27 protein-coding genes are annotated in these 24,290 nt (G+C 64.3%); 13 read left to right on the top strand and 14 right to left on the bottom strand.

The window, feature by feature from the left end:
- Position 1 precedes the first annotated feature (1 nt).
- A complete protein-coding gene (gene tlpA, locus AC0V7N_RS09910; protein WP_475456872.1) occupies positions 2-682 on the bottom strand; it encodes a thiol:disulfide interchange protein TlpA in 681 nt (226 codons plus the stop codon).
- 37 nt (positions 683-719) lie between these two features.
- On the opposite strand from tlpA, the gene argH reads away from it, so the two are divergent.
- From argH to lysA, 3 genes are all read left to right on the top strand, one after another.
- A complete protein-coding gene (gene argH / locus AC0V7N_RS09905) occupies positions 720-2,120 on the top strand; it encodes an argininosuccinate lyase (RefSeq protein WP_475456870.1) in 1,401 nt (466 codons plus the stop codon).
- Positions 2,121-2,213: 93 nt separating this feature from the next.
- The gene (locus AC0V7N_RS09900) at positions 2,214-2,420 is read left to right on the top strand and encodes a hypothetical protein (protein ID WP_172223614.1); all 207 of its coding nucleotides are present in this window, start codon (positions 2,214-2,216) and stop codon (positions 2,418-2,420) included.
- 64 nt (positions 2,421-2,484) lie between these two features.
- A complete protein-coding gene (gene lysA / locus AC0V7N_RS09895) occupies positions 2,485-3,753 on the top strand; it encodes a diaminopimelate decarboxylase (protein ID WP_475456868.1) in 1,269 nt (422 codons plus the stop codon).
- A gap of 18 nt (positions 3,754-3,771) precedes the next feature.
- On the opposite strand, the gene AC0V7N_RS09890 is transcribed toward lysA, so the two are convergent.
- A complete protein-coding gene (locus tag AC0V7N_RS09890; RefSeq protein WP_475456866.1) occupies positions 3,772-4,074 on the bottom strand; it encodes an ArsR/SmtB family transcription factor in 303 nt (100 codons plus the stop codon).
- 50 nt (positions 4,075-4,124) lie between these two features.
- On the opposite strand from AC0V7N_RS09890, the gene AC0V7N_RS09885 reads away from it, so the two are divergent.
- A complete protein-coding gene (locus AC0V7N_RS09885) occupies positions 4,125-5,066 on the top strand; it encodes a threonine/serine dehydratase (protein WP_475456864.1) in 942 nt (313 codons plus the stop codon).
- A gap of 124 nt (positions 5,067-5,190) precedes the next feature.
- Positions 5,191-7,770, top strand: a complete 2,580-nt coding sequence (locus tag AC0V7N_RS09880; protein ID WP_475456862.1) for a TIGR02302 family protein — start codon at positions 5,191-5,193, stop codon at positions 7,768-7,770.
- Between the two features lie 47 nt (positions 7,771-7,817).
- Here the strand turns inward: AC0V7N_RS09880 and AC0V7N_RS09875 are convergent, their stop codons facing one another.
- Positions 7,818-8,675 (bottom strand): LysR family transcriptional regulator, encoded by an 858-nt coding sequence (locus AC0V7N_RS09875; RefSeq protein ID WP_475456860.1) that lies wholly within the window; start codon positions 8,673-8,675, stop codon positions 7,818-7,820.
- A 222-nt stretch (positions 8,676-8,897) separates the two neighbouring features.
- On the opposite strand from AC0V7N_RS09875, the gene AC0V7N_RS09870 reads away from it, so the two are divergent.
- The gene (locus AC0V7N_RS09870; RefSeq protein ID WP_496627814.1) at positions 8,898-9,848 is read left to right on the top strand and encodes an EamA family transporter; all 951 of its coding nucleotides are present in this window, start codon (positions 8,898-8,900) and stop codon (positions 9,846-9,848) included.
- Positions 9,849-9,857: 9 nt separating this feature from the next.
- Here the strand turns inward: AC0V7N_RS09870 and AC0V7N_RS09865 are convergent, their stop codons facing one another.
- The 5 genes from AC0V7N_RS09865 to AC0V7N_RS09845 form a co-directional block, all read right to left on the bottom strand.
- Positions 9,858-10,544, bottom strand: a complete 687-nt coding sequence (locus AC0V7N_RS09865) for a tetratricopeptide repeat protein (RefSeq protein WP_475456856.1) — start codon at positions 10,542-10,544, stop codon at positions 9,858-9,860.
- A complete protein-coding gene (locus AC0V7N_RS09860; protein ID WP_475456854.1) occupies positions 10,490-11,455 on the bottom strand; it encodes a tetratricopeptide repeat protein in 966 nt (321 codons plus the stop codon). Before AC0V7N_RS09860 ends, AC0V7N_RS09865 begins: the two co-directional genes overlap by 55 nt.
- 62 nt (positions 11,456-11,517) lie before the next feature.
- The gene (locus tag AC0V7N_RS09855) at positions 11,518-11,889 is read right to left on the bottom strand and encodes a response regulator (protein ID WP_010911735.1); all 372 of its coding nucleotides are present in this window, start codon (positions 11,887-11,889) and stop codon (positions 11,518-11,520) included.
- A 119-nt stretch (positions 11,890-12,008) separates the two neighbouring features.
- Positions 12,009-12,551 (bottom strand): hypoxanthine phosphoribosyltransferase, encoded by a 543-nt coding sequence (gene hpt / locus AC0V7N_RS09850; RefSeq protein ID WP_027031270.1) that lies wholly within the window; start codon positions 12,549-12,551, stop codon positions 12,009-12,011.
- A gap of 23 nt (positions 12,552-12,574) precedes the next feature.
- Positions 12,575-13,213, bottom strand: coding sequence for a hypothetical protein (locus AC0V7N_RS09845; RefSeq protein ID WP_496627813.1), 639 nt, complete (start codon positions 13,211-13,213; stop codon positions 12,575-12,577).
- A gap of 191 nt (positions 13,214-13,404) precedes the next feature.
- On the opposite strand from AC0V7N_RS09845, the gene ftsE reads away from it, so the two are divergent.
- The 3 genes from ftsE (at position 13,405) to AC0V7N_RS09830 (ending at position 15,885) form a co-directional block, all read left to right on the top strand.
- A complete protein-coding gene (gene ftsE / locus AC0V7N_RS09840; RefSeq protein ID WP_475456851.1) occupies positions 13,405-14,064 on the top strand; it encodes a cell division ATP-binding protein FtsE in 660 nt (219 codons plus the stop codon).
- A complete protein-coding gene (locus AC0V7N_RS09835; RefSeq protein ID WP_475456849.1) occupies positions 14,057-15,049 on the top strand; it encodes a cell division protein FtsX in 993 nt (330 codons plus the stop codon). Before ftsE ends, AC0V7N_RS09835 begins: the two co-directional genes overlap by 8 nt.
- A gap of 110 nt (positions 15,050-15,159) precedes the next feature.
- A complete protein-coding gene (locus AC0V7N_RS09830) occupies positions 15,160-15,885 on the top strand; it encodes a YdcF family protein (RefSeq protein WP_475456847.1) in 726 nt (241 codons plus the stop codon).
- 8 nt (positions 15,886-15,893) lie between these two features.
- On the opposite strand, the gene AC0V7N_RS09825 is transcribed toward AC0V7N_RS09830, so the two are convergent.
- Together AC0V7N_RS09825 and AC0V7N_RS09820 are read right to left on the bottom strand one after the other, a co-directional pair.
- Positions 15,894-16,526 carry a pyridoxamine 5'-phosphate oxidase family protein gene (locus tag AC0V7N_RS09825; protein WP_475456845.1) on the bottom strand — a complete coding sequence of 211 codons (633 nt, stop codon included), beginning with the start codon at positions 16,524-16,526 and terminating at the stop codon, positions 15,894-15,896.
- 26 nt (positions 16,527-16,552) lie between these two features.
- Positions 16,553-17,023, bottom strand: coding sequence for a nuclear transport factor 2 family protein (locus AC0V7N_RS09820; protein WP_475456843.1), 471 nt, complete (start codon positions 17,021-17,023; stop codon positions 16,553-16,555).
- 118 nt (positions 17,024-17,141) lie between these two features.
- Here AC0V7N_RS09820 and AC0V7N_RS09815 point away from each other — a divergent pair, with 118 nt between their 5' ends.
- Positions 17,142-18,044 (top strand): LysR family transcriptional regulator, encoded by a 903-nt coding sequence (locus AC0V7N_RS09815; protein WP_475456841.1) that lies wholly within the window; start codon positions 17,142-17,144, stop codon positions 18,042-18,044.
- A gap of 121 nt (positions 18,045-18,165) precedes the next feature.
- Positions 18,166-18,954, top strand: a complete 789-nt coding sequence (locus tag AC0V7N_RS09810) for a lysophospholipid acyltransferase family protein (protein WP_475456839.1) — start codon at positions 18,166-18,168, stop codon at positions 18,952-18,954.
- Between the two features lie 19 nt (positions 18,955-18,973).
- Here AC0V7N_RS09810 and AC0V7N_RS09805 read toward each other — a convergent pair whose 3' ends face one another.
- The 3 genes from AC0V7N_RS09805 to AC0V7N_RS09795 form a co-directional block, all read right to left on the bottom strand.
- Positions 18,974-19,525 carry a LysE family transporter gene (locus AC0V7N_RS09805; RefSeq protein ID WP_496627812.1) on the bottom strand — a complete coding sequence of 184 codons (552 nt, stop codon included), beginning with the start codon at positions 19,523-19,525 and terminating at the stop codon, positions 18,974-18,976.
- 164 nt (positions 19,526-19,689) lie between these two features.
- Positions 19,690-20,637, bottom strand: a complete 948-nt coding sequence (locus AC0V7N_RS09800; protein WP_475456836.1) for an aldo/keto reductase — start codon at positions 20,635-20,637, stop codon at positions 19,690-19,692.
- A gap of 122 nt (positions 20,638-20,759) precedes the next feature.
- Positions 20,760-21,281 (bottom strand): gamma-glutamylcyclotransferase, encoded by a 522-nt coding sequence (locus AC0V7N_RS09795; RefSeq protein ID WP_475456834.1) that lies wholly within the window; start codon positions 21,279-21,281, stop codon positions 20,760-20,762.
- A 135-nt stretch (positions 21,282-21,416) separates the two neighbouring features.
- Between AC0V7N_RS09795 and AC0V7N_RS09790 the strand changes: the two genes are divergently transcribed.
- Positions 21,417-22,415, top strand: a complete 999-nt coding sequence (locus AC0V7N_RS09790; protein ID WP_475456832.1) for a DUF2125 domain-containing protein — start codon at positions 21,417-21,419, stop codon at positions 22,413-22,415.
- 7 nt (positions 22,416-22,422) lie between these two features.
- Positions 22,423-23,346 carry a sugar kinase gene (locus AC0V7N_RS09785; protein WP_475456830.1) on the top strand — a complete coding sequence of 308 codons (924 nt, stop codon included), beginning with the start codon at positions 22,423-22,425 and terminating at the stop codon, positions 23,344-23,346.
- Positions 23,347-23,350: 4 nt separating this feature from the next.
- Here the strand turns inward: AC0V7N_RS09785 and AC0V7N_RS09780 are convergent, their stop codons facing one another.
- Positions 23,351-24,286 carry a prephenate/arogenate dehydrogenase family protein gene (locus AC0V7N_RS09780; RefSeq protein ID WP_475456828.1) on the bottom strand — a complete coding sequence of 312 codons (936 nt, stop codon included), beginning with the start codon at positions 24,284-24,286 and terminating at the stop codon, positions 23,351-23,353.
- Between the last annotated feature and the right edge of the window lie 4 nt (positions 24,287-24,290).

Raw genomic sequence — 24,290 nt, 5'->3', positions numbered from 1 at the left:
CTTAGGATCCGAGTGCCGTCTCGACCAGCCGCCTGGCGTCGGGGCTCGACCATTCGGCCGGGCCGTTCATATGCGCGATCAGGCAGCCTTCGCCGTCGATCAGCATGGTGACGGGAAGGCCGAGCGCCAGGCCGCGTGCCTTGAGATCGTTAAACAGCGCCACCGTCGAATCCCGGTAGTAGCCGAGCGTCTCGACGCCGGTATCCCTGAGGAACTTCTTTGGCTTCACATCGTCGCCGGTATCGACATTGACAGCGACGACCTGAAAGGCGTCGCTGCCTTTCTCCTTCTGCAGCGCATCGAGCGCCGGCATTTCGGCACGGCACGGCGCGCACCATGTCGCCCAGAGGTTGAGCAGCACCGTCTTGCCGGCATGGTCGGCGATCGTCATCGGTTTGCCGTCCGGGCCATTGAAGGCAAGGCTCTTCATGGATTGCGGCGGATCGGCGGGCAACAGGGCGGCGACTTCGCCGGTCGCAGCGGCGGCGACTTTCTTGGCGCGGTCGCTTTTGGCGGCGCAGGCGACGTCGTCCTTGCTGTCGCCGACGGCCACTTGCGCCGGTGCATTGTTGCCAGACCGGCTCTCGCTGACATATACCGCGACCGCGCCGGCCAGCGCTCCCGCCCCCAGGGCGGCGAGGATCAGGCGCGGGGCCGGGAAAAATCTGTTTCCGTCTGCCATGTTCTCAAAACTGCTCCGAAGCACGGGTTTTATAGCGATGAGCGACAAGAAGACCAGCAACCAGATGTGGGGCGGACGATTTGCCTCGGGTCCGGCCGCGATCATGGAAGCGATCAACGCGTCGATCTCGTTCGACCGCAAACTCTACGCGCAGGACATCCGCGGCTCGATCGCCCATAGCGAGATGCTGGCGCAAACGGGCATTATTTCGGCGGCCGATCAAGAAAAAATCGCTCACGGGCTGAACACGATCCTGAAAGAGATCGAGGCCGGCACATTCGAGTTTTCGACCAAGCTGGAAGACATCCACATGAATGTCGAATCCCGCCTCGCCGAGCTGATCGGCCCGGCCGCCGGCCGCCTGCACACCGCGCGTTCGCGCAACGACCAGGTGGCGGTGGATCTCAGGCTGTGGGTCAAGGACGAATGCTTCCGCGTCGCCGAAGCGCTGAAGGGCCTGATCCGGGCGCTGCTGGAGCGGGCCGAGGAGCATGCCGCGACCGTGATGCCGGGCTTTACCCACATGCAGGCGGCGCAGCCGGTGACTTTTGGCCACCACTGCGTGGCCTATGTCGAGATGTTTGCGCGCGACCTGTCGCGCGTGCGCGACGCGATCGAAAGGATGGACGAGAGCCCGCTGGGTGCGGCGGCCCTCGCCGGCACCAGCTTCCCGATCGACCGCCACCAGACGGCAAAAGCGCTCGGCTTCCGCGAGCCGATGCGCAATTCGCTGGACAGCGTTTCCGATCGCGATTTCGCGCTGGAGTTCCTCGCCATGGCCGCGATCTGCGCCACGCATCTGTCGCGGCTGGCGGAAGAGATCATCATCTGGTCGACACCGCAGTTCGGCTTCATCAGGCTGTCGGACTCGTTTTCCACCGGCTCGTCGATCATGCCGCAGAAGAAGAACCCCGACGCCGCCGAACTGGTGCGCGGCAAGACCGGCCGCGTCAACGGCCATCTGGTCGGCTTGCTGACGGTCATGAAGGGCATGCCTTTGACCTATGGCAAGGACATGCAGGAAGACAAGGAATCGGTGTTCGATGCCGCCGAGACGCTCGACCTGATGCTGGCGGCGATGACCGGCATGGTCTCGGACATGACGGTCAACGCGGCCGCGATGAAGAAGGCCGCCGGCTCCGGCCACGCGACCGCGACCGACCTCGCCGACTGGCTGGTGCGCACGCTCGGCCTGCCGTTCCGCGAGGCGCATCATGTCACCGGCCGCGCCGTGGCGCTGGCCGAGGAAAGGAAGGTGAGCCTGGAGAAGCTTTCGCTGGAGGATCTGCAGTCCATCAACCCCGGCATCACCTCGGATATTTTCTCGGTGCTGGCGGTGCAAAACTCGGTCAAGAGCCGCACCAGTTTCGGCGGCACCGCGCCCTCGGAAGTGCGGAAGCAGATTCGCTATTGGAAAAAGCGACTGGCGAAAGGCTGATGCCCGATATTGCGACGGCAATATCCGGGGTGCAATACGCCGAGAACTCGGCTAAAAGCGGCGGCTGACAAAACGTTTCGGACGGATGGATCGATGACCGGAAGCAGGATTTTGGTGACGCTGACGCTGCTGGTGGCGATGGCCGCCGTGACCGCCTGCGGCCGCAAGGCCGGTCTCGACACGCCCTATGAAGCCGCCGAACAGGCGCGCAAGGATGCCGAGAGGGCCAAACAGCCGCTGCCGCCGGAGCCGGAAAAACCGGTCAAGGACAAGAAGTTCTTCCTCGACCCGCTGATCTAGAGCGTATGAGACCGGGGCTTTCCAGCCCGATCTCTTCGTGCTCCAACTTTCCGGAACCACTCTCGTGAACCATTTCGACTACCGCGACGGCGTGCTCCATGCCGAAGACGTGGCAATCCCTGATATCGCCGCACAGGTCGGCACGCCGTTCTACTGCTACTCCACCGCCACCTTGACCCGGCACTACCGGGTGTTCGCCCAGGCCTTTGCCGGGCTGGACGCGCTGGTCTGCTACGCCATGAAGGCCAATTCCAACCAGGCGGTGCTGCGGACCCTGGCCAAGCTCGGCGCCGGCGCCGACGTGGTCTCGGAAGGCGAATTGCGCCGGGCGCTGGCCGCCGGCGTCCCGCCCAGCAAGATCCTGTTCTCGGGCGTCGGCAAGACCGCGCGCGAAATGGACTTTGCGCTCGAAGCCGGCATCCTTTGCTTCAACGTCGAGTCGGAGCCGGAACTCGAGCTGCTGTCGGCCCGTGCCACGGCCCTCGGCAAGGTGGCGCCGATCTCGCTGCGCATCAATCCCGATGTCGACGCCAAGACCCACAAGAAGATCTCCACCGGCAAGGCCGAGAACAAGTTCGGCATTGCCTGGCAGCGGGCGCGGCAGGTCTATGCCCGCGCGGCAACGCTTCCGGGCATCAAGGTCACTGGCATCGATACCCATATCGGCAGCCAGATCACTGAGTTGCAGCCCTTCGACGACGCTTTCGCCCTGCTGGTCGATCTGGTCGGCGCGCTGCGGGCGGATGGCCATGCCATCGATCATGTCGATCTCGGCGGCGGGCTGGGCATTCCCTATCGCGTCGACAACAACCCGCCACCTTTGCCCGATGCTTACGCCCAGGTCGTCAGGAAGCATGTCACCAAGCTCGGGCTGAAGGTGATGTTCGAGCCGGGTCGGCTGATCGTAGGCAATGCCGGCATCCTCGTCTCGGAAGTGATCTTCGTGAAGGAAGGCGACGCCAAGAATTTTCTGGTCGTCGACGCCGCCATGAACGATCTGATCCGGCCGACGCTCTACGATGCCTTCCACGACATCAAGCCGGTCGTGCAGCCGCCGGCCGACACGCCGCGCATGATGGTCGACGTGGTCGGCCAGGTCTGCGAGACCGGCGATTATCTCGGCCTCGACCGCGATCTGCCCAGGCTGAAGGCCGGCGATCTCGTCGCTGTTTCCACGGCCGGTGCCTATGGCGCCGTGCAGGCCGGCACCTACAACACCCGCCTGCTGGTGCCGGAGGTGCTGGTCGACGGCGACCGCTTCCACGTCGTGCGTCCGCGCCTGACCTATGACGATCTGATCGGGCTGGATTCGGTGCCCGACTGGCTGGCATAGAAGCCGCTTACAACAGAACTACAGCCGGTTCTGGAGGAGCGCCCTTGTGTCGGCAATCCCCGCCTCGTCGCGGCGGTAGAACGTCCATTGCTTGATGCGCTTGGGCCGCAGCAGGCCGGCCTGGGTGAGCACGCGCATATGCTCGGAGAGCGTCGCCTGCGTGATGCCGAGTTTCTCGGCGATCAGCAGCGCGCAAACGCCGTCCTCGACCAGATCGCCATCCGCCTGAGCCGGGAAATGCGCGCGCGGATCCTTCAGCCAGTCGAGGATCTGCAGCCTGCGTTCGTTGGCGATCGCCTTGAAGACATCAACCTCTTGCATTTAGCCATTTTGCCAAGTTACTAATTGCTGTCAATCCCAAGGAGATCGTCATGTCGCAGGGCAACACCGTCACACGCGAACGCATTGCCGCGATGGAACCGCGCATTCGCCCCTATATCAGACACACGCCGGTGCTGCGCGTCGACATGACCGACTTCGACCGGCCGCCGCTGGCGATCGACCTCAAGCTCGAATGCCTGCAGCATTCCGGCTCGTTCAAGGCGCGCGGCGCCTTCACCAACCTGCTCGAACGGCCGGTCCCCAAGGCCGGCGTCGTCGCCGCATCGGGCGGCAATCATGGCGCCGCCGTCGCCTATGCCGCCATGCGGCTCGGCCACAAGGCAACCATCTTCGTTCCTGAGGTGAGCCCGCAGGCCAAGCTGGACCGTATTCGCGGTTATGGCGCCGACCTCGTCGTCGGCGGTGCCCGCTATGCCGAAGCGCTGGCCGCCAGCGAACGTTTCGCCGAGGAAACCGGCGCCTTGCAGATCCACGCCTTCAACCAGGAGGAAACGCTGGTCGGCCAGGGCACGCTCGGGCTTGAGATCGAGAACGATCTGCCTGAGATCGACACGCTGCTGGTCGCCGTCGGCGGTGGCGGCCTGATCGGCGGCATCGCCGCCTGGTACGCCGGCCGCATCCGCATCATCGCCATCGAGCCGGAGGGCGCGCCGACGCTGCATCGCGCCTTCGAGGCCGGCCATCCCGTCGACGCGCCGGCGGAAGGCATCGCCGCCGATTCGCTGGCGCCAAAGCGCGTCGGCGAAATGATGTTCCCGATCGCCGAGGCCTTCGTCGAACGCTCCATCCTGGTCAGCGACGACGACATCATCGCCGCGCAGAAGGCGCTGTGGAACCGGGTGCGCATCATTTCCGAGCCGGGAGGTGCTGCTGCCTTCGCCGCGATCCTGTCTGGCCGCTACACGCCGGCAGCGGGTGAACGCGTCGCCGTGCTGGTCTGTGGGGCGAATGCCAACCCCGCGACCTTCTAACTGCGACCATGGAACTATGACCGCGGGCTTCACGTTTTTTGAAAGCGCCTCGCCTTTGCCGTGTTTGCTGGTATTCTTCGAGTCGTAAGGAACGGGCTATCCTGTCCGATTCCAGGAAGGGCCGATGACGCAACGACCCACCTTCAGCAACGACCGCGGCCTGGCTGGACGCCTGGCCCTGAGCCGGCTGGCGACACGGGTCTCGATGCTGGTCGAGCGTGGCTGGCCGCTGCTGCTGCCGCTGATCATCGTCGCCAGCCTGTTCCTGAGCATCTCCTGGTTCGGTATTTTCTCCCGGCTGCCGGATGTCGCGCGCATCGGCCTTGTCGCCGGGTTCGGCCTGGCAGGGCTGGCAGCGCTCTATCCGTTGCGTTTCTTCCGCCTGCCTGGTGCCGCCGAGGTCGATCGCCGCATCGAGGCCGCCAACGAACTGCTGCACAGTCCCGTGCTGGTGCAGGCCGATCGGCCAAGCGGCCGGGACAGCAGCTTCTCGCAGGCGCTGTGGCGCGAACACCAGAAGCGCATGGCGGCCAAGCTCGGCAGCCTCAGCGCCGACCTGCCGCGCACGCGCGTGCCGGAGCACGACCCTTGGGGGCTGCGCGCCGTGGCGGCACTCCTGCTCGTCACCGCCTTTGCCTTCTCCTTCGGACCGACCGGCGGCAGGATTGCCGACGGCTTCAGCGCCCACGGCGCGCATGATGCGGTGCCGCCGCGCATCGATGCCTGGGTGACGCCGCCGGCCTATACCGGCAAGCCGCCGATCTTCCTGACCGCCGACGCCAACCAGGCGACGCCAACGTTTCATGTGCCCGAAGGCAGCGATGTCTCGCTGCGCGTCACCGGAGGCTCCGGCGAGGAAACGCTTGCCTATGCCGACAAGGATGGCAATGCGCGCGCCATCGACCCGGCCGGGCCTCAGGCCGCCACGACAGCCAAACCGGCAGCTAGCCCAGCAACGCCCTCCAAGGTGCGCCAGTTCACCGGCAAACTGACCGGCGACGGCACGCTGACGCTGAAATCGGGCGAGAACCAGCTTGGCCGCTGGGCCTTCGCCGTGACCGCGGACAAACCGCCGCAGATCCGCTTCGTCGGCGAGCCCAAGCGCGCCGCCAACGGCGCCTTCGAACTCAACTACCAGATCGACGACGACTATGGCGCCGCCACCGCCAAGGCGGTCTTCGAACTGGCCGACCCGCAGGCGCCGGGCGCGCATCCGCTCTACGGGCCGCCCGAAATGCCGCTGTCGCTGCCGCGCCGCGGCGGCAAGTCGAATGCCGCCAGGACCACCAAGGACCTGACCGAGCATGTCTGGGCCGGCAACAGCATCAAGCTGACGCTGGTCGCCACCGACGATGCCGGCCACACCGCCTCGAGCGAGACCAAGACGCTGGTGATGCCCGAGCGGCCGTTCGCCAACCCGCTGGCGCGGGCGGTGATCGAACAGCGCCGCCTGCTGGCGCTCGACGCCAATGCCAGGCCGCGCGTGCTCGACCTGATGGACGCCATCACGCTGCGGCCCGAAGACACGTTCGACACCATGTCCCACTACCTCGCCATCATGAGCGCGCGCAGCCGGCTGAAGCTCGCCGGGAACGACGATCAGCTGCGCAGCGAGGTCGCCTATCTCTGGGAAATCGCGCTCGGCATCGAAGAGGGCAACCTCTCGGCCGCTGAAAAGCGGCTGCGCCAGGCGCAGCAGGCGCTGCAGGACGCCATCAAGAACGGCGCCAGCGACCAGGAAATCGAAAAGGCGATGAAGGAACTGCGCGAGGCGATGAACCAGTTCCTGCAGGAATTCGCCGAACGCGCCAAGCAGAACCCGAACGCGCCGCAGATGCAGCAGAACGGCCAGGAACTGCGCCAGAGCGACATCGACCGCATGATGGACCAGATCGAGAATCTGGCGAAGTCGGGCGATCGCGACAAGGCGCAGCAATTGCTGTCGCAGCTGCAGGACATGATGAACAATCTCCAGGCAGGCCGGCAGCAGCAGGGCGGCGAGCAGGACAGCCGGATGCGCCAGCAGATGGACAAGCTCGGCGAGATCCTGCGGCGGCAGCAGGAGATGATGAACGACACCTTCCGCATGGACCAGATGCAGCGCGGCAAGAACCCCAACGATCAGTCCGGCGGCGGCCAGGACCAGGACTTGCCGGGCGTTGGCCAGGACCGCGATCCGCTCGCCAGGCCGAAACAGCAAATGACGCCGCAGGAGTTCGCCGACGCGTTGAAGCAGCTGCAGGAAGGCCAGGGCCAGCTGAAAAGCGACCTGGAGCAGCTGAAGAAAGGCCTCGAAGGCATGGGCATGGAGCCCAATGAAGGGTTCGGCGAGGCCGGCAAGTCGATGGGCAATGCCGAACAGGCGCTTGGCGAGGGCCAGGGCGACGAGGCCGTCGGTCACCAGGGCCGGGCGCTCGAGGCGTTGCGCAAGGGCGCCAAGGACATGATGAAGCAGATGCAGGCCATGCAGGGCGACCAGGGCGGCAGCCAGGAAGGCGGTCGCCAGCAGAATGCCGACCGCGACCCGCTCGGCCGGCCGCGCGCCAGCCAGGGTCCGGATTTCGGCGATTCGGTGAAAGTGCCCGACGAGATCGACGTCCAGCGCGCCCGCCAGATCCTGGAAGCGATCCGCAAGCGGCTCGGCAATGCGCTCAGCCCCGACATCGAGCGCAGCTATCTGGAACGGCTGCTCGAGCTGAAATAGCTACGGCGAGTGCAACCGGCCGCATTTCCATGCAGCCGTTGGCCGATCTACCGGTTGACGAACGCCTCGCGGATCGCCTCCTGCATGCCGTCGATCGCCTCGCCTGACGCATTCGGGTTGCGGTGCATCACCACATTGGAGGAATCGATGTCGCCGAACCCGTCGACGGACGTCAGCTCACGGCAGCCGTCCGGAATGTTGCTGCGCGAGATCGGCGCGATCGCCAGTCCCGAGGTGACGGCAAGCTTCAGGCCGCCGGTGGTGTCGCTGGTATAGGCGACACGATAGCCAAGTCCGCGCTGCTCCAGCGATTTGATGGCAAAGTCCTTGCACCAGCCGGCCCGGTTGTAGAGCGCGATCGGCACCGGACGTTCCTCATGCATGTGATGCAGGGTCGACGTCACCCAGACGGTCGGATCGTGCATCAGCACCTCGCCGCCGGCCGGATTCTGCCATTCGAACACCACGCAGAGATCAAGCTCGCCGGCAGCGAGCGCCGCCAGCTGTGCTCCCGAATGCGCGTAGCGCACCGTGACCTCGACCTTGGTGTGGCGCTTCGAGAATGCGCCCAGCGCGCGCGACAGGATGGCGTGGCCATACTCCTCCGGAATGCCGATGCGCACCGGTCCGCCCAGCGGTGCCGCCGCCATCGAGGCCGCCGTTTCGTCGAGCAGCGAGACGATGCGGCGAGCGTTGACGATGAGTTCGCCACCGCGCCGCGTCAGCGCGACGCCGCGCGAGCCGCGCTCGAACAGGCTGTCGCCAACCAGTTCTTCCAGCTTTTTCATCTGCATCGACACCGCCGACTGGGTGCGGCCGGCCTGCTCGGCCGCCCGCGTGAAATTGCCGGCCTCGGCGATGGCCACGAAGGTGCGCAGGAGATCGCTGTCGAGGGTTGGACGCATGATATCCATCATAAGCAAATTTGATTGCTGGTATCATTCCAATTCGTTTGCAACATGTCAAACGCCGGACGATAGTTATGACACCCATTGGATATGCAGCTGCGAAATCAGCCGCGGACCAATAAAGAGTCCTCACTCGTGCCCGCTGCCCGAAACGGTGGCGGGTTCTTTTTACCCCGCAGGCGACAGCTTCGGATCATACACGCAGGAGCCGGAACGCAGATGCAGAATAGGATGGTGCGCGGCATCCTGAGCCTGTGCCTGGGCGTGCTGGTCTTCTCGCTGCAGGACCCGCTCGTCAAAGCCGTGTCGAGCGGTTATCCCGTGACCGAAGTGATGGCGATCCGCTCGATCGTCGCCTTGCCGATCCTGATCATCCTCGTCCACGCCGATGTCGGCTTACGGGCAATCCTGTCGAAGCGGTTCGGCCTGCTGACGATACGCGCCTTCATCCAGTTCACCTCCTACACCGTGTATTATCTGGCCATCGCCGCGCTGCCGCTGGCCGACGCGGTGGCGCTTTATTTCATGGCGCCGCTGTTCATCATGGCGCTGGCCGGGCCGTATCTTGGCGAGCGCGTCTCCTGGCGGACGCTGGCGACGGTGCTGATCGGGCTGCTGGGCGTCATCGTGATGGTGCGTCCCGGCGCTGGCCTGTTCGACTGGGCGGCGCTGCTGTCGCTGGGCTCGGCGGCGCTCTACGGTTTTTCGCAGCTGATGGCGCGCAAGATCGGCGATACCGAATCGTCCACCGTCATGGCCTTCTATCAGAACGGCGCCTATCTCGTCGGCGCCGCCGTGGTCGCCGGCACATTCCATCTCGCCGGCATAACCCACGCCGTCCACCCGAGCCTGGAGTTCCTGGTGCGGCCGTGGATATGGCCGACGCTGCCGGATTTCCTCAAGATGGCCGCCTGCGGTTTCGTCGCCTCCGCCGGCATGATTCTTCTGTCGCAGGGCTACAGGCTGGCGCCGGCCAACCGCGTCGCCACTTTCGAATACACCGGCATTCTGTGGTCGCCGCTGTGGGGTTTTCTGTTCTTCGCCGAGGTGCCGCGGTCGACGACCGTCGTCGGCGCGGCGCTCATCATCGGCGCCGGCCTGCAGGCGCTCAACACCGAGCGCCGCAAGAGTGCCGCGCCGGTGCTTGCCACTACCGGAGACACGGCATGAAGCTGGATATCAGCCGGAGAGAATTTCGATGAAGCGTTGGACGATTGGCCGGGTCGGCGAGTTGGTCTTGTCCAACTCCAGAAACTTCTTGTAGGCGGCGATCGCTTCGGGCTTGCGGTCGGTGTCGCGATAACTGTCGCCAAGCGCGCTGTAGATCTCGGCCTTGTCGGGCGCCAGCTTGACCGCCGTTTCCAGCGCCTCCAACGCCTCTTTCTGCTGACTGAGCGCCTGCAGGCAGCGGGCATATTCCAGCCAGTAGCCGGCATTGCCGGGCTCGATGATCTTGGCGCGGTCATAGCGCTGCGCCGCGGCATCCCATTTGTGCAGCAAGGCCAGCAGATTGGCATCCTGCGCCTGCGCTTCGGCATTTTGCGGCGAATAGTCGGCGGCGTCGCGAAACACCTTCTCCGCCTCTTCGTAATTGCCGTCGCCAATATACATCGACGCCAGATAGGCAAAGGCCACGATGTAGCCGGGATCGAGTTCGAGCGAACGGCGCAATAGACCGACGCCTTGCTCCTTGCGCCCCCGATCGAGCTCGATCTTACCGGCCTTCGCATAATAGCGCGGATTCTCTGGATCGAGATCGGCTGCCTCGACCAGGAATTTGATCGCATCGTCGGGCTGCTTACGCGCCATCGCTATGTCGGAGAAACCCTCGACGGCGAGCGCGTTGGTCGCGTCGCGGCCATGCACTTCGCTGAACTCGACCTGGCCTCCGTCAAGGTCGCCGGAGACACGCAGCACATTTCCAGATTGAGGCGCGCCGGCAGAAAACCGGCATCGAGCGCGATCGCTGCCCTGAAATCCTCGATAGCGGCTGGCAGGTCGTTAGCATTGTAGCGGATGAGGCCGACGAGATTGTAGGCCCATTTGGCATCCTTGTGGTGCGAGCGGATCAGCCGCCGCGCCAGTGTCGTCGCCCGCAGCGGTTCCTTCTCGGCATCGGCGGCGATGGCGATAAACGGATCAAGGGTCCCCATGATGCTGGAGGCCGCATCGGCGAAATATTCCCGCTCGGGGCGGTCGCCGATCGGTGGCAGATCGATGATCTCGACCGTGTCGCGCACGACCCGCAGCCGCAAGCGCAACCCCGAGCGGCCGCATGCCTCGTCGGAACAGACGAATTCACCGGAAATGCGCGTCTCATAGGCGTTGAACAGACGGCGCACATGAAAGATCAGCGATTCGATCGAGAAGCCGGAGTCGGGAAAGGAAAACTCGACGCGGCGTGATTGCGGGATGGCGCTGATGCTTGCCTTGCTGGTCTTGGCCTTCGCCGTCACGTCCTGAAGACCATCCCAGACGCGGCTTGCCGCAACATCGGCGGTCAGGCCTTCCTTGCTCAGCGCCTCGGGCACGGCGATCGGCTCGATAACCACCTCGTCACGGCGGAACTGGCTGACCAGCACCGGGAAAACAATGATGACAGCAACCAGGAAGAGCGCGTTCAGGAAAATGCTGCGAACTGTGGTCGACCATGTGTCGAACCCGGCAAGCGAAAACCTGTCGCGCAGACGCCGTGGCCGCTCCGGCGACGCCGGAGTTTCCGCGCTTGCAGGCTGTTCTTCTGCTGTCGACTCAACCTTGCGACGCTGACGCGCCATTCTTCTCACCCCAAGCTGCCCGCAAGCATATTAGGGGATGCGAAGATGGATTGTCACGTTATCTAGGCGAAGCAGATCAGCGCCCGTTCGACGCGTGAGCGGATCTCGGCCAGCGTGAAGGGTTTTTGCACGACATCGAGGATGATGCCGTTCAACTCCTCGGCGCGCTCGCGCTGGTCGGCATAGCCGGTCATCAGCATGATCTTCATCGCCGGAAAAAGCGCCGCCGCCGCGATCGCCATCTCGATGCCGTCCATCTCCGGCATGCGGATGTCGGAGACGACGAGATCGTAACCGCCATGCGCGGCGCGTATCAGCGCCAGGCCTTGAGCGCCATCGGCGGCGATATCGATTGCGTGGCCGGCGCGTTCGAGCGCGCGGGCTGCGAGGGTACGGACGGACTCATCGTCCTCGACGATCAAAAGCTTTGCCATGGCCGGCAATTTGGCCGCGAAAAGTTGACTTTTTCTGAAAGCCCCCAGCGTCCGACCAGGCTAATTTTTCTGGCACCGTTAAGGGCTTTTTCAGAACTTGCCGGTGCAAGGCTCTCGCCTCACGCGTCGCCCTTCACAACACCCACGAACGGCAATTCGCGAAAGGCGTGCGCCACGTCCATGCCGTAGCCGACGACGAAATAATCGGGGCAGTCGAAGCCGACATAGTCGGCGACGAGCGCGGTCTGGCGGCGCATGCGCTTGTCGAGCAGCACGGCGATGGAACAGCTTTTCGCACCGCGCGACAGCATCAGGTCGCGGGTGAAGGTCAGCGTCTTGCCGGATTCCAGAATGTCGTCGATCAGCAGCACGTCGCGGCCGGCGACCTCGTTGTCGATGTCGCGCAGCACCCTCACCTCGCCGCTGGTGGTGCCGGCGCCATAGCTGGAAATGAAAATGAACTCGACCTCTGGCGACAGGCCGACATCATGCATGGCGCGGATCAGGTCAGCGGCGAAGATGAACGAGCCCTTCAGCACCGAAATCACCAGGAGATCATGATAATCGTGCTCGGCGATCTCCTTGGCGAGTTCGAGATTGCGGCGCGCGATCGCCGACGCCGAAAACAGGACTTCGATGTCCTTGTCGCGTACGATTGGCATTGCTGGTCATCCTCGGTGATCGCTTATTGCGCGAAAGTAACCAAAACGGTCCTTACGCCGTTCTTAGGCACGTCGAGCCGGCTGGCAAAGCCGAATCTTTCGCCCGAAGCCAGCGAATGGCCGGATGTCCCCAACGTATAGCGGGTTGTGCGTCCATCATTGCCCGTCACCCGGATTTCGAGCGGCGGCAGGGTCGCCGGCCCTGTCCCGTCATTGGCGGCCTCGCCATCGACGAACAACACCGGATTGGCTCCTGACGCATCGACGCGCGAGGTGACGCCCGAGATGGTCAGCGCTGACGCTTGCGCGGACAGGAACGGTGCCTGGCGCACCAGCGCATGCCCGCCGGAAACCCAGAAGGCGGCGAGCGCAGCACCGATACCGGCGATCCAGAAGATCGGCCCGCCGCGCGCGGCCGGCGGCCGTTCCGCCCGTGGTTCCGGCTTGCGCAGCATGTCCATGCCCTCGATGGACGGGGTAACGATTGGACGCGGCAGCGGCGAATCGCTTTCGACTGAAGGGGCCGGCGACGGCAACACGACATAGTCTGCATCGATGATATCGGCGGCCGGGCCGCGCACGATCCGGTCCGCGACGGCAATTGCCGGTGGATCGGTCATGATTTCGCCGGAAACCGGGCGCGCGGTTCGTTCGTCAGCCATATGGCCCCGTTATTGCGCGTGTTCGCTTTTCGTTTCTTTTGCGTAAACAAAAATGGTTAACGCTTCCCCACCGGAGCCCTCGTGACGCGCCGAAACAACCCAGGAATTAACCGTCGGTTAACCATGCCGGCCGATGGTCTTTTCGCAGAACAGGCAGGCTCGGCACTGCCAGGAAATTCAGGTCGTCGAAATTGATTCGCTTCGAAAATGTCGGCCTCCGCTATGGCATGGGTCCGGAAATCCTCCGCGACATCTCCTTGCATATACCGGAGCGCTCGTTCCAGTTCCTGAGCGGGCCTTCGGGCGCCGGCAAGACGACATTGCTGCGCCTTTTGTTCATGTCGTTGAAGCCGACGCGCGGGCTGATCACCATTTTCGGCAAGGACCGCTCGCGCATCACGCGCACCGAATTGCCGCATCTGCGGCGCCGCATCGGCGTGGTGTTCCAGGATTTTCGCCTGCTCGACCACATGACCACCTATGAGAACGTCGCGCTGCCGCTGCGCGTGCGCGGGCGCGAGGAAGCGAGCTACCGCACCGACGTCACCGAGCTGTTGAAATGGGTGGGGCTGGGCGAGCGCATGCATGTGCTGCCGCCGGTCCTGTCGGGCGGCGAAAAGCAGCGCGCCGCCATCGCGCGCGCCCTGATCGAGCAGCCGGAAATCCTGCTGGCCGACGAGCCGACCGGCAATGTCGATCCGCCGCTGGCGCGACGGCTGCTGCGGCTGTTCATCGAGCTCAATCGGTTGGGCACCGCCGTGGTGATCGCCACCCACGATCTCGGCCTGATGGAACAGGTCGACGCGCGGCGCATGATCCTGGCCGGCGGAAGGCTGGACATCTATGACTGACCTGTCCGCCGAACATCTCGAAGAGCATGAGCAGGAAGCCGAGGCGGCCGAAGCAAAGCCGCGCGCCCAGCGCCGGATGGCGCCGATCGTGCCGGCGCAGAACATCGCCGGCCGCGCCCTGGTGCTGGTCATCGCCATCATGACCTTCTTGTCCTGCCTGACCTTCGGCGCGGTGACGCTGGTACGCGACACCGCCTCGGTCTGGGAGAACCAGATCTCGCGCGAGGCGACGATCCAGGTGAAGCCGGCCGACGGCCTCGACATGGAGGCAGCGCTTGCCCAGGCCTCGCAGATCGCCGGCGAATTTCCCGGCGTGAAATCGACAAGGATCATCGACCGCGAGGCAACCGCGAGATTGCTTGAACCATGGCTCGGGTCAGGCCTCAACATCGACGAGCTGCCGGTGCCGCGTCTGATCATCGTCACCATCGACGAGAACAGCCCGCCCGACTTCGCCGCCATGCGCGCTGCGATCACGCCGAAACTGCCGAGCGCGTCGCTCGACGACCACCGCACCTGGGTCGACCGGCTGGTGGCTATGGCCCGCACCACGGTGACCATCGGCATTGCCGTGCTGGCGCTGATGCTGTCGGCGACCGTGCTGACCGTGGTGTTCGCGACCCGCGGCGCCATGGCCGGCAATGGCCACATCATCGAGGTGCTGCATTTCGTCGGCGCCGAGGCGACTTTTATCGCACGCGAATTCCGCCGGCATTTCCTGGTCACCGGCATGAAGGGCGCGGCCGCCGGCGGCGCGGCGGCGGTGCTGGTCTTCATCGTCTTTTCCTGGTGGTCGTCGCGCAACATGGCAACGCCGCAGGCCGATCAGGCAACTGCCTTGTTCGGCAATTTTGCCATCGGCTCGGCGGGCTATCTCGGCGTCGTCCTGATGGTTCTGGTGATCGGCGCACTGACGGCGGCGACCTCGCATGCCACCGTCGTCGCCTATCTCAGCGACATCGACGTTCGCCAACCAGACGCATGAAAGGGAGCATGCTCTGGCGGCGATGGAAGCAGGGTGATCACGAATGGAGAAGCGGCGTAACGCAAAGTGCGTCTTTTACCTACCAAAGGCCGCATTTCAGGATTAACCATATGGCTATGGACGTGCGGGATTCGACCGGGACGGCTGGGCAGATGCCAGTGGTGGTTGCTCGTTGGCGCGACCACGGCGGGATTAGCCGTTTAAAGACCGCACTGCGGATATCCGCTCTCTCCCTCCTCGTTCTCGCAACCTTGTTTGCCGGCGGCTTCGGCTGGTTCGCCAGCAAGGTCGCCCATCTGACCACGCCCGCCAATCCGGCAAAGGCCGATGCCATCATCGTGCTGACCGGCGGCCAGTCACGCCTCGACGCCGCGATGGATCTGCTGGCGTCCGGCAAGGGCGAGCGGCTGTTGATCAGCGGCGTGCATCCTTCCGCCAGCCGCCGCCAGCTCCAGGTCGCGACCGGCGGCGACAAGAAGCTGTTTTCCTGCTGCGTCGACATCGACCGCGCCGCGCTCGACACGATCGGCAATGCCGAGGAAAGCGCCAAATGGATCGAAAGCCATGCCTATGGCACGGTGATCCTCGTCACCAACAACTACCACATGCCGCGCAGCCTGCTGGAAATGGGCCGGCTGCTGCACGGCGCCAAGCTGGAGCCCTATCCGGTGGTCAATTCCAATCTCGACAATGGCGGCTGGCTGACCAAGCCACGGGCGTTGCGTGTGCTGTTCACCGAATACACCAAATATCTGCTGGCGCTGGCGCGCGGCATCGTGCCGATGAAGCCGACCCCGGACGGCGTTGCGCTGGCCGAGACCGCGGCCGGCGGCTGATCCAGGCATCAGTCCTTGGCGGCAGCGCCTGAAACTCCCTTGAGACGCGCGACCTCCTGCTCGAGGTGCTGGATGCGCTTGTCCCGTTCACCAAGTGCTGCCGCCACATCAGCAGCCTCGAAGCGCTGCGGGATATGTTGCGGGCAGTTGGAATCCCAGGCCGAGACCGTGAACAAGATGACCTGTTCGGGCCGCGCCTTGTAATCCTGAGGCATCAGCTTCGCCATCAGTTCGGCATCGTTTTCGACGACGCGCGCCGTGCCCCAGATCTTGATGCGCTGGCGCAGCATGTAGTCGATCAGGAACAGGAAGGCGCGTGGATTGTCGGCCAGATTGCCTTGCGTGATGAACTGCCTGTTGCCGGAGAAATCCGCAAAGCCGATCGTCTTTTCGTCGAGCACCTTGAGAAAGCCAGCCGGGCCGCCGCGATGCTGGATGTAGGGCTGGCCGTCGCCATTGGCCGTCGACAGGAAGACGCTGGTCTGCATCTCGATGAACGCGGCAAGGTCCGGCGTGATGACGGCTTGCCAGCCGCCCCGTTCCTCGACGCGGGCGTAAGACTGGCGCGAACCCTTGCGTGCCTGGATCGCCTTGACGGTTGGCGTGAAGGCGACGTCGCTGGTGAAAGCATGCGCGTTCATCGAAACCTCCTAGGCCAGAGCGGGTTTTAAAGCCCGAGCTCCGACAATGTTGGGTGGTCATCCGGGCGGCGCCCAAGCGACCAATGGTACTTGCGGTCGGCCTCCCTGATCGGCAGGTCGTTGATGCTGGCGATACGCAGGCGCATCAGCCCGTTCTCGTCGAACTCCCAGTTCTCATTGCCGTAGCTGCGGAACCAGGAGCCGCTATCGTCGCGCCATTCATAGGCGAAGCGCACGGCGATGCGATTGCCGTGGAAGGCCCAGACTTCCTTGATCAGCCGGTAGTCGAGCTCACGGCTCCATTTGCGCGCCAGGAAAGCCTGGATGGCATCGCGGCCTTGCAGGAATTCGGCGCGGTTGCGCCAGCGGCTGTCCGTCGTATAGGCGAGCGCGACCCGTGCCGGATCACGCGAATTCCAGGCATCCTCGGCCATGCGCGCCTTCTGCGCTGCTGTCTCGGCGGTGAAGGGCGGAAGCGGCGGGCGGCTTTCGGACATAGGAACTCCTTTGATTGGCCATGCTGCAGACAAGGCCGTGTTCGATATATAAAGCCTTCCATTCCTGAAATGCAGATGACATATTTGCAATCAGTCCTTCCATTTTCTGGAAGAAGTGATGGATCGTCTCGAAGCCATGTCGCTCTTTGTCGCCGCGGTGGAGGCCGGCAGCCTTTCCGCCGCGGCCCGCCGTTTCGGCATTCCGCTGGCGACCGTCAGCCGCAAGGTTTCCGATCTCGAACGCCATCTCAACACAAGGCTGCTGAACCGTTCGACGCGCCGGCTGACGCCGACCGATGCCGGCGAGGCCTATCTTGCGGCCTGCCGCCGCATCCTCGATGAGATTGGCGAGGCCGAACGCGCGGCGGCGGGCGAATACAGCGCTCCGACCGGTGAACTGGCCATCACCGCGCCGGTGGTGTTCGGCCGCCTTCATGTGCTGCCGGTCGTCACCGGCTTTCTCTCGGCCTATCCCGACGTGGACATCCGCCTGACGCTCGCGGACCGCATTACCCAGCTGGTCGAAGACCATTTCGACCTCGCGCTGCGCATCGGCCAGTTGCCCGATTCCAGCCTTGTCGCCATCGGCGTCGGTTCGATCCGCCGTGTGGTCTGCGCCAGCCCGGCCTATCTGGCCGAACACGGCATACCCGCGACCCCGGAAGACCTGAGCACCCACAATTGCATCACTTTCGAGGGGCTGTCCTCCGCCGCTCCATGGGGCTTCACCAAGGGCAAGACGGAAGTCACGATTCAGGTCCGCTCGCGGCTTCAGGTCAACACCGCCGAGGCGGCGATCGATGCAGCGATTGCCGGTGTCGGGCTAACGAAAGTGCTTTCCTATCAGGTCGATGCCGCGGTGCGGTCGGGCATGCTGCGCATCCTGCTGCAAGAATTCGAGCCGCAACCGTGGCCGGTAAGCCTGGTGCATGCTGGCCATGGCCTGCTGCCGGTCAAGCTGCGTGCCTTCCTCGATTTTGCGGCACCGCGTCTGAAGGAGCGGCTGGCGCGATTGGGGTAGCGTGCCTGGGCTCCGCACCTGGCGCGAACCGTGCCTCGGCATTGGTCGGAACACGCTTGCACCATTTCCTTTTTCCCGCGCTTGGTGTAACCAACGCACACTTCCTCACCGGACCTCCCCCATGCTCTATGTCAGATCGCTGGCGTTCAACTTCGTCTTCTACGTCAATCTGATCGTCCAGATGATCCTCTGGACTCCCTATTATTTCCTGTCGCCCCGCCACCGCGCCTGGTTCGTGCCGAAATTCTGGTCGCGCAGCTGCATGTGGCTCTATGACAAGATCGCCGGCACCAAGAACGACATCACCGGGCAGGAGAATCTCCCCGAGGGCTCCTTCATCCTGGCGCCCAAGCACCAGTCGTTCTGGGACGCGATCGCCTTCTTCCCGTTCCTTCAGGACCCGCTCTACATCCTCAAGCGCGAGCTGACCTGGATCCCGTTCTTCGGCTGGTACATCATGAAGATGCGCATGATACCGGTCGATCGCGGCAGCCGTTCCAAGGCCTTGAAGGCGGTGGTCTCGGCGACCAAGGAAGAGATGGCGCGCAATCCACGCCAGCTGATCATCTATCCCGAAGGCACGCGCCGGGCGCCGGGCGACGAGCCGGCCTACAAATACGGCATCGTCGAAATCTACGCGCAGCTCGGCGTTCCGGTGGTGCCGGTTGCACATGTCGCCGGCCTCTATTGGCCGCGCCGCAAATTCCTGCGCTATCCCGGCACCATCAAGGCGCGTTTCCTGCCGCCGATTCCACCGGGCCTCGGCAAGGACGAGTTCATGGCGCGGCTGATCGGCGAGACGGAAGCGGCCTGCGACCAGATGCTCGTCGAGGCGTCCCGCGCACCCAACCCGCCGGCCTTCCCGCCGACCGCGGTGAAGCGGCTGCGGGAACTCGGTGCGAAGATCTGAAGACCCTCCGGCCCGGCAATCAGCCGTAGACAGCCAGCACTGTGGTCAGCACCAATGTCGCGGCAAAGGCCAGATTGATGATGCGCGAGGCGACAGGCCTGCGCAGGAAGCGCGCGAACGCCGCTCCGGCAAGAAGCCACACGGCGTGGATGACAACGATCATCGCGGCGAGCACCGTCAGCTTCAGCCACAGGCCAGGTTCAGCACCGCTCTGGTTCGACGAAGCGCCGGCGAAAACGGCGGCGATCGCCACATAGGCTTTGGGGTTGGCGACAGCCAGCAGAAAACCGGCCAGCCAGGTCGGGCGCGTAGCCTCGGCCGTGCGTGCCGCCAGCGGCGGCGCCGTGGCGATCTTGAAGGCGAGATAGAGGATGTAGGCGGCAGACCCGACAACCAGTAACGGCGCCAGCCTAGGCATCGACCCGAGCATCGCCATGATCCCGGTCGCCACCACCAGCAGCACGGCGATCGTGCCGAGAACGATCCCCAAGGTATAGCGCAGCGAATCGCGCAGGCCGAAGGCGGCAGCAACGGCGGTGACACTTATCGTTGCCGGACCTGGACTGCCCATGACCACCGTGGCGGCAAGCACCAGGGCGAGCAGCGGCCGCCAAAGCTCCGGCTGCGAAAAAGAGGTTCAGTCATTCCACCCTCTGTCTTGCCTCGAGCGCAGGACGCTATGGCAAGACAGGAGGGTGGTCTTGGACGTTCGTGCGTATCGCGATGGCCGAACCTTCAGCCGCTCGCCTTATCGAGTTCGGCCATGTCGTCGGCGGTCAATTTCAGTGACGCAGCCTTGATCAGACTGTCCATCTGGTCCGGCTTGGTGGCGCTGGCGATCGGTGCGGTGACGCCTGGCCGCGCGATAACCCAGGCAAGCGCGACTTCCGCCTGTTTGGCCGAATGCCTCGCCGACACCGCGTCAAGTGCCGCAAGGATGCGCATGCCGCGCGCGTTGAGATAGTCCTTCACCCCGCCGCCACGCGGGCTTTGGCCAAGATCGGCCTCGCTACGGTATTTGCCGCTTAGGAAACCCTTGGCCAGGCTGAAATAGGTGATGACGCCGATATCCTCGGCCACACACAGATCGTGCAACGGCCCATCGAAGGAGGAACGGTCGTAGAGATTGTATTCCGGCTGCAGCACCTCGTAGCGCGGCAGGCTGCGCAGGCTCGCGACATCGAGTGCCGCGCGCAACTGGCCGGCATCGAGGTTCGAGCAGCCGACATGACGAACCTTGCCCTTGGCGAGCAGCTTTTCATAGGCGCCGAGGGTTTCCTCATAGGGCGTGGTCGGATCCGGCCAATGCGACAGATAGAGGTCGATGGCGTCGATCTGCAGCCGCTTCAGCGACGCGTCGACGGCCTTTTCGATATAGGCGGCGGACAGGTCCTTGTGGCCCTGCCCCATATCCGAGCCGACCTTGGTGATCACCACGACCTTGTCACGGTTGCCACGGTTCTTCATCCAGTTGCCGATGATGGTTTCGGATTCGCCGCCCTTGTGGCCGGGGACCCAGCGCGAATAGGCGTCCGCCGTATCGACGGCGTTCAGGCCGGCGCCGACGAAGCGGTCGAGCAGGTCGAAAGAGGTCTTCTCGTCGGCGGTCCAGCCGAAGACGTTGCCGCCCAGAACCAGCGGCGCGATGGAAAGGTCGGTGCGACCGAGACGGCGTTTCTGCAAGACGGATCTCCGTGAGGACTGGGACCGGGCGGATGCCGCCCGCTGGCTGGGGTTCGGAGCCTAACCTAGGTCTCGCCGCACCAAGGTCAAAGGCCTGGCTGCCTTTTCCGCAGAGCCAGCCTTCACAAAGGCGCTATCCCCCGGGCCACTTCCTCCAGCCAATGGTCGCGGATGCCAAGCGCTTCCAAATGCTTCAGCGTGCTGAGCACATAATCCTCATTGTTGCCGGATTGGCCGACCGCACCGCGCACTACCGCCGCCGCATGCGCAGCGTCCAGCGCGCCGGCATATTGCTCATGCTTGCGGTCGACAATGTAGGCTACGGCTTCGACCATGCCGCCGCCGTCGAGGCGAACCTTGAGCGTGCGCTCGAGATAGACTGATGTGACGAGCTCGCGTTCGCGCAGATAAGTAATGACCTCGTCGCGCAATTCGCCTGGCACACGGAAAGCCAGGCCGACGCAGGAACCGCCATGGTCGAGGCCGAGCACCAATCCGGGCCGCTGGCGCGTGCCGCGATGCACGAAGGAATAGACACAGAGCGAGCGGCGGTAGCCATGCAGCCGGGCGCGGCGTGTCTCGACATGCGCGAAACCCGGCCGCCAGATCAGCGAACCGTAGCCAAACACCCAAAAATCGCCCATATCGCCGCGCCTGATTGTAAAAGATTGCCGACACCGCATCTGAATCGGTGTTTTTTCCGTCCGTGTCTGTCTACCTATTGTTGTCGGAATCGAAGCTCCGTCCACCAACACCCATGCGTTAATGAGAGCCAAAGCATGACGTCAAGTGACGAACGCCAACCAAAGTCCCGCCGCGGCCTGTTCTGGCTCGTGGCGTTCATCGTTGTGCTGTTTGCCATCTACAGCGGTGGTTGGTTCTATCTGGCCAACAGGGTCAGGGCTGAAGCCGACAAGGCGGTTGCCACGCTCAACAAGAGCGGCGTCGAGGCCGGCTGCGCCAATCTCCAGGTCAGCGGCTATCCCTTGAGCTTTACCGTCTCCTGCGACAACCTCGCCTACGAGGACGATGCCAAGAACATCGCCGCGTCGGCAGGCTCCTTCAATGCCGCCGCCCAGATCATCCAACCCCTGTCCCCGGTTGCCAATCTGCGCGGACCGCTCAGAACCTCCGTCCCGGGCATGATGCCGCTGTGGATCGACTGGGACAATCTGCAGGCCAACGTCAAATTGTGGTACCCGCTGCCGCAGCGTATATCCCTGCAGGCCGAGGGCCTGTCCGGCCAGACCGATCCGGCTGACGACACCGATCCGGTTGAACTGTTCAGCGCTGGCAAGGCCGCTGGCCAGTTGCAGCCGAATGGCGGCGATCTCGACTATGCCGGCAGCTTTGGTGATCTCGAGATCGACCCGGATGCGATCGGCGGGCGCGTGCTGCCGGCGCTCGATGCCAGCGGCGACGCCACGCTGAAGAATGGTGTCGCGCTGATCGGCACGCAGGTGAAGAGCCTGCGTGGCCAAAGGATAGAGATTCGCAACCTCGATGTGTCCTCGGGCACGGCGCGGGTTACCGTTTCCGGGCCGCTATCGGTCGACACCGAAGGCCTGATCGACGCCGATCTGATGATCCGGATCATGGATCCGAAGGCCGTGGCATCTATCCTTGCCGGCGCCATACCCGAGCAGAAGAATGCGATCCAACAGGGCTTTGCCGCCCTCGCCATGCTCGGCAGCGAACCGTCGATGCCGCTGAAAGTGGTCAAGGGCAAAGCCTCGCTCGGCTTCATTCCGCTGGGCAAGATCAAGCCGGTGCAATAGCGCGGCCATGGCAAAACCCGTGAGGCTCCTGAGTGTCGGCGCGCTGACGCTGGACACGATCCTGCATGTCGAGACGCTTCCCACGCATCAGGGAAAATTCATTGCCTCCGACGGTGTCCAGATCGCGTCGGGCATGGCCACCAGCGCTGCCTGTGCCGCGCATCGCCTGGGCGCCGACGTATCGCTGTGGGCGAGCGCCGGCGACGATCCCATCGGCGATCAGCTGATTGCCGGTGTCGAGGCCGAAGGCGTCGATTGCACCTATGTCCGCCGCGTCAGCGGCGCCCGTTCGGCACTGGCCTCGATCCTGGTCGACGCGCATGGCGAGCGCATCATCGTGCCTTTCTATGACAGCCTAGCCCAGACCAGTCCCGAGGCTTTGCCTTTCGCGGATATCACGGCGTTCGATGCCGTGCTGGTCGACGTGCGCTGGCCAGGAGCCGCGGCCCTTGCCCTCAAGGCGGCGCACGCCGCCGGCCGGCCGGCGATCCTCGATGCCGACACCGCGCCGCTGGCGGTGCTGGAGCGGTTGCTGCCGCTGGCCTCGCACATCGTCGCCTCCGAGCCGGCGGTCCGCATCATATGCGGACAGGCGCTGGACCTGGAGAGTGCTTGCACCGACCTCGCCTCCCGCACCGACGCCTTCGTCGCGGTCACCGGCGGCGCGGCAGGCACCTGGTGGTTCGATCGCACCGCGCAATCATCTCGTCATGTCCCGGCGCCAAAAATCAAGGCGGTCGACACGCTGGCGGCGGGTGATGTCTTTCACGGCGCCTTTGCCGTCGGGCTGGCCGAAGCCATGCCGGTCGAGCAGGCCTTGCGCTTCGCCAGTGCCGCCGCCGCGCTCAAATGCCAGCGCTTCGGCGGCAGGCTGGGCGCACCGGACCGCGCCGAGACGCTGGCAATGGTCGCGGCGACCTGGCCCAGCTGACAGGTTAAGTTTTCGCGGGGTGTTCTACGGCCTGACGGCCAAAATCGGGCGCGTCGATGTCCTGGCCGGCCTCGATGATCGAGCGACGCACGGCGCGGGTGCGGGTGAACAGGTCGAACAGCTTGTCGCCGTCACCCCAACGGATCGCGCGCTGCAGGAACGCCAGATCTTCCGAGAACCGCGCCAGCATTTCAAGGATGGCGTCCTTGTTGTGCAGGCACACATCCCGCCACATGGTCGGGTCGGAGGCCGCCAGACGCGTGAAGTCGCGAAAGCCGGAAGCGGAATATTTGATCACTTCCGTCTTGGTCACCGATTCCAGATCATCGGCGGTGCCGACGATGTTGTAGGCGATGATATGCGGCAGATGCGAGACGATGGCGAGCGTCATGTCGTGATGCTGCGGGTCCATCGTGTCGATGTTGGCGCCGCAGCGGCGCCAGAATTCCGACAGCCTCTCCAGCGCTTCCGGATCGGTGTCCGGCAGCGGCGTGAAGATGCACCAGCGATTGTCGAACAGGTCGGCGAAGCCGGCATCCGGTCCCGATTTTTCCGTGCCCGCCAGCGGATGGCCGGGAATGAAGTGCACGCCGTCAGGCACATGCGGCTGCATCTGCGCGATGACCGACGCCTTGGTCGAGCCGACATCGGTGAGGATCGCGCCCTTCTTCAGCGCTGGCGCAATCTCCTGCGCCACCGCGCCGGACGAGCCGACAGGCACCGAGACGATGACCAGATCGGCATCGCGAACCGCTTCCTTCGCATCGGTCGTGTAGCTGTCGCCCAGCCCGAGTTCTTCCGCCCGCGCCAGCGTCGCGGCGCTGCGGGTCGAGATGGCGACGTGACCGGCCAGGCCCTCGCGGCGGATGACGCGGGCCAGCGACGAGCCGATCAGGCCGATGCCGACCAGTGCGATCTTTTCAAACATCGGTGAGGTCATGGCG

This window comes from Mesorhizobium kamtschaticum (assembly GCF_056174585.1).
Note: the sequence above shows the minus strand (reverse complement) of the source record. Positions and strands in the feature narration are given on the sequence as shown.

What these genes read in the sequence shown, in the direction of transcription:
- tlpA (WP_475456872.1), bottom strand. Translation starts at nt 682, where the DNA reads ATGGCAGACGGAAACAGATTTTTCCCGGCCCCGCGCCTGATCCTCGCC.
- argH (WP_475456870.1), top strand. Translation starts at nt 720, where the DNA reads ATGAGCGACAAGAAGACCAGCAACCAGATGTGGGGCGGACGATTTGCC.
- AC0V7N_RS09900 (WP_172223614.1), top strand. Translation starts at nt 2,214, where the DNA reads ATGACCGGAAGCAGGATTTTGGTGACGCTGACGCTGCTGGTGGCGATG.
- AC0V7N_RS09890 (WP_475456866.1), bottom strand. Translation starts at nt 4,074, where the DNA reads ATGCAAGAGGTTGATGTCTTCAAGGCGATCGCCAACGAACGCAGGCTG.
- AC0V7N_RS09885 (WP_475456864.1), top strand. Translation starts at nt 4,125, where the DNA reads ATGTCGCAGGGCAACACCGTCACACGCGAACGCATTGCCGCGATGGAA.
- AC0V7N_RS09880 (WP_475456862.1), top strand. Translation starts at nt 5,191, where the DNA reads ATGACGCAACGACCCACCTTCAGCAACGACCGCGGCCTGGCTGGACGC.
- AC0V7N_RS09875 (WP_475456860.1), bottom strand. Translation starts at nt 8,675, where the DNA reads ATGCGTCCAACCCTCGACAGCGATCTCCTGCGCACCTTCGTGGCCATC.
- AC0V7N_RS09870 (WP_496627814.1), top strand. Translation starts at nt 8,898, where the DNA reads ATGCAGAATAGGATGGTGCGCGGCATCCTGAGCCTGTGCCTGGGCGTG.
- AC0V7N_RS09860 (WP_475456854.1), bottom strand. Translation starts at nt 11,455, where the DNA reads ATGGCGCGTCAGCGTCGCAAGGTTGAGTCGACAGCAGAAGAACAGCCT.
- AC0V7N_RS09855 (WP_010911735.1), bottom strand. Translation starts at nt 11,889, where the DNA reads ATGGCAAAGCTTTTGATCGTCGAGGACGATGAGTCCGTCCGTACCCTC.
- hpt (WP_027031270.1), bottom strand. Translation starts at nt 12,551, where the DNA reads ATGCCAATCGTACGCGACAAGGACATCGAAGTCCTGTTTTCGGCGTCG.
- AC0V7N_RS09845 (WP_496627813.1), bottom strand. Translation starts at nt 13,213, where the DNA reads ATGGCTGACGAACGAACCGCGCGCCCGGTTTCCGGCGAAATCATGACC.
- AC0V7N_RS09835 (WP_475456849.1), top strand. Translation starts at nt 14,057, where the DNA reads ATGACTGACCTGTCCGCCGAACATCTCGAAGAGCATGAGCAGGAAGCC.
- AC0V7N_RS09830 (WP_475456847.1), top strand. Translation starts at nt 15,160, where the DNA reads ATGGCTATGGACGTGCGGGATTCGACCGGGACGGCTGGGCAGATGCCA.
- AC0V7N_RS09825 (WP_475456845.1), bottom strand. Translation starts at nt 16,526, where the DNA reads ATGAACGCGCATGCTTTCACCAGCGACGTCGCCTTCACGCCAACCGTC.
- AC0V7N_RS09820 (WP_475456843.1), bottom strand. Translation starts at nt 17,023, where the DNA reads ATGTCCGAAAGCCGCCCGCCGCTTCCGCCCTTCACCGCCGAGACAGCA.
- AC0V7N_RS09815 (WP_475456841.1), top strand. Translation starts at nt 17,142, where the DNA reads ATGGATCGTCTCGAAGCCATGTCGCTCTTTGTCGCCGCGGTGGAGGCC.
- AC0V7N_RS09810 (WP_475456839.1), top strand. Translation starts at nt 18,166, where the DNA reads ATGCTCTATGTCAGATCGCTGGCGTTCAACTTCGTCTTCTACGTCAAT.
- AC0V7N_RS09805 (WP_496627812.1), bottom strand. Translation starts at nt 19,525, where the DNA reads ATGGGCAGTCCAGGTCCGGCAACGATAAGTGTCACCGCCGTTGCTGCC.
- AC0V7N_RS09795 (WP_475456834.1), bottom strand. Translation starts at nt 21,281, where the DNA reads ATGGGCGATTTTTGGGTGTTTGGCTACGGTTCGCTGATCTGGCGGCCG.
- AC0V7N_RS09790 (WP_475456832.1), top strand. Translation starts at nt 21,417, where the DNA reads ATGACGTCAAGTGACGAACGCCAACCAAAGTCCCGCCGCGGCCTGTTC.
- AC0V7N_RS09785 (WP_475456830.1), top strand. Translation starts at nt 22,423, where the DNA reads ATGGCAAAACCCGTGAGGCTCCTGAGTGTCGGCGCGCTGACGCTGGAC.
- AC0V7N_RS09780 (WP_475456828.1), bottom strand. Translation starts at nt 24,286, where the DNA reads ATGACCTCACCGATGTTTGAAAAGATCGCACTGGTCGGCATCGGCCTG.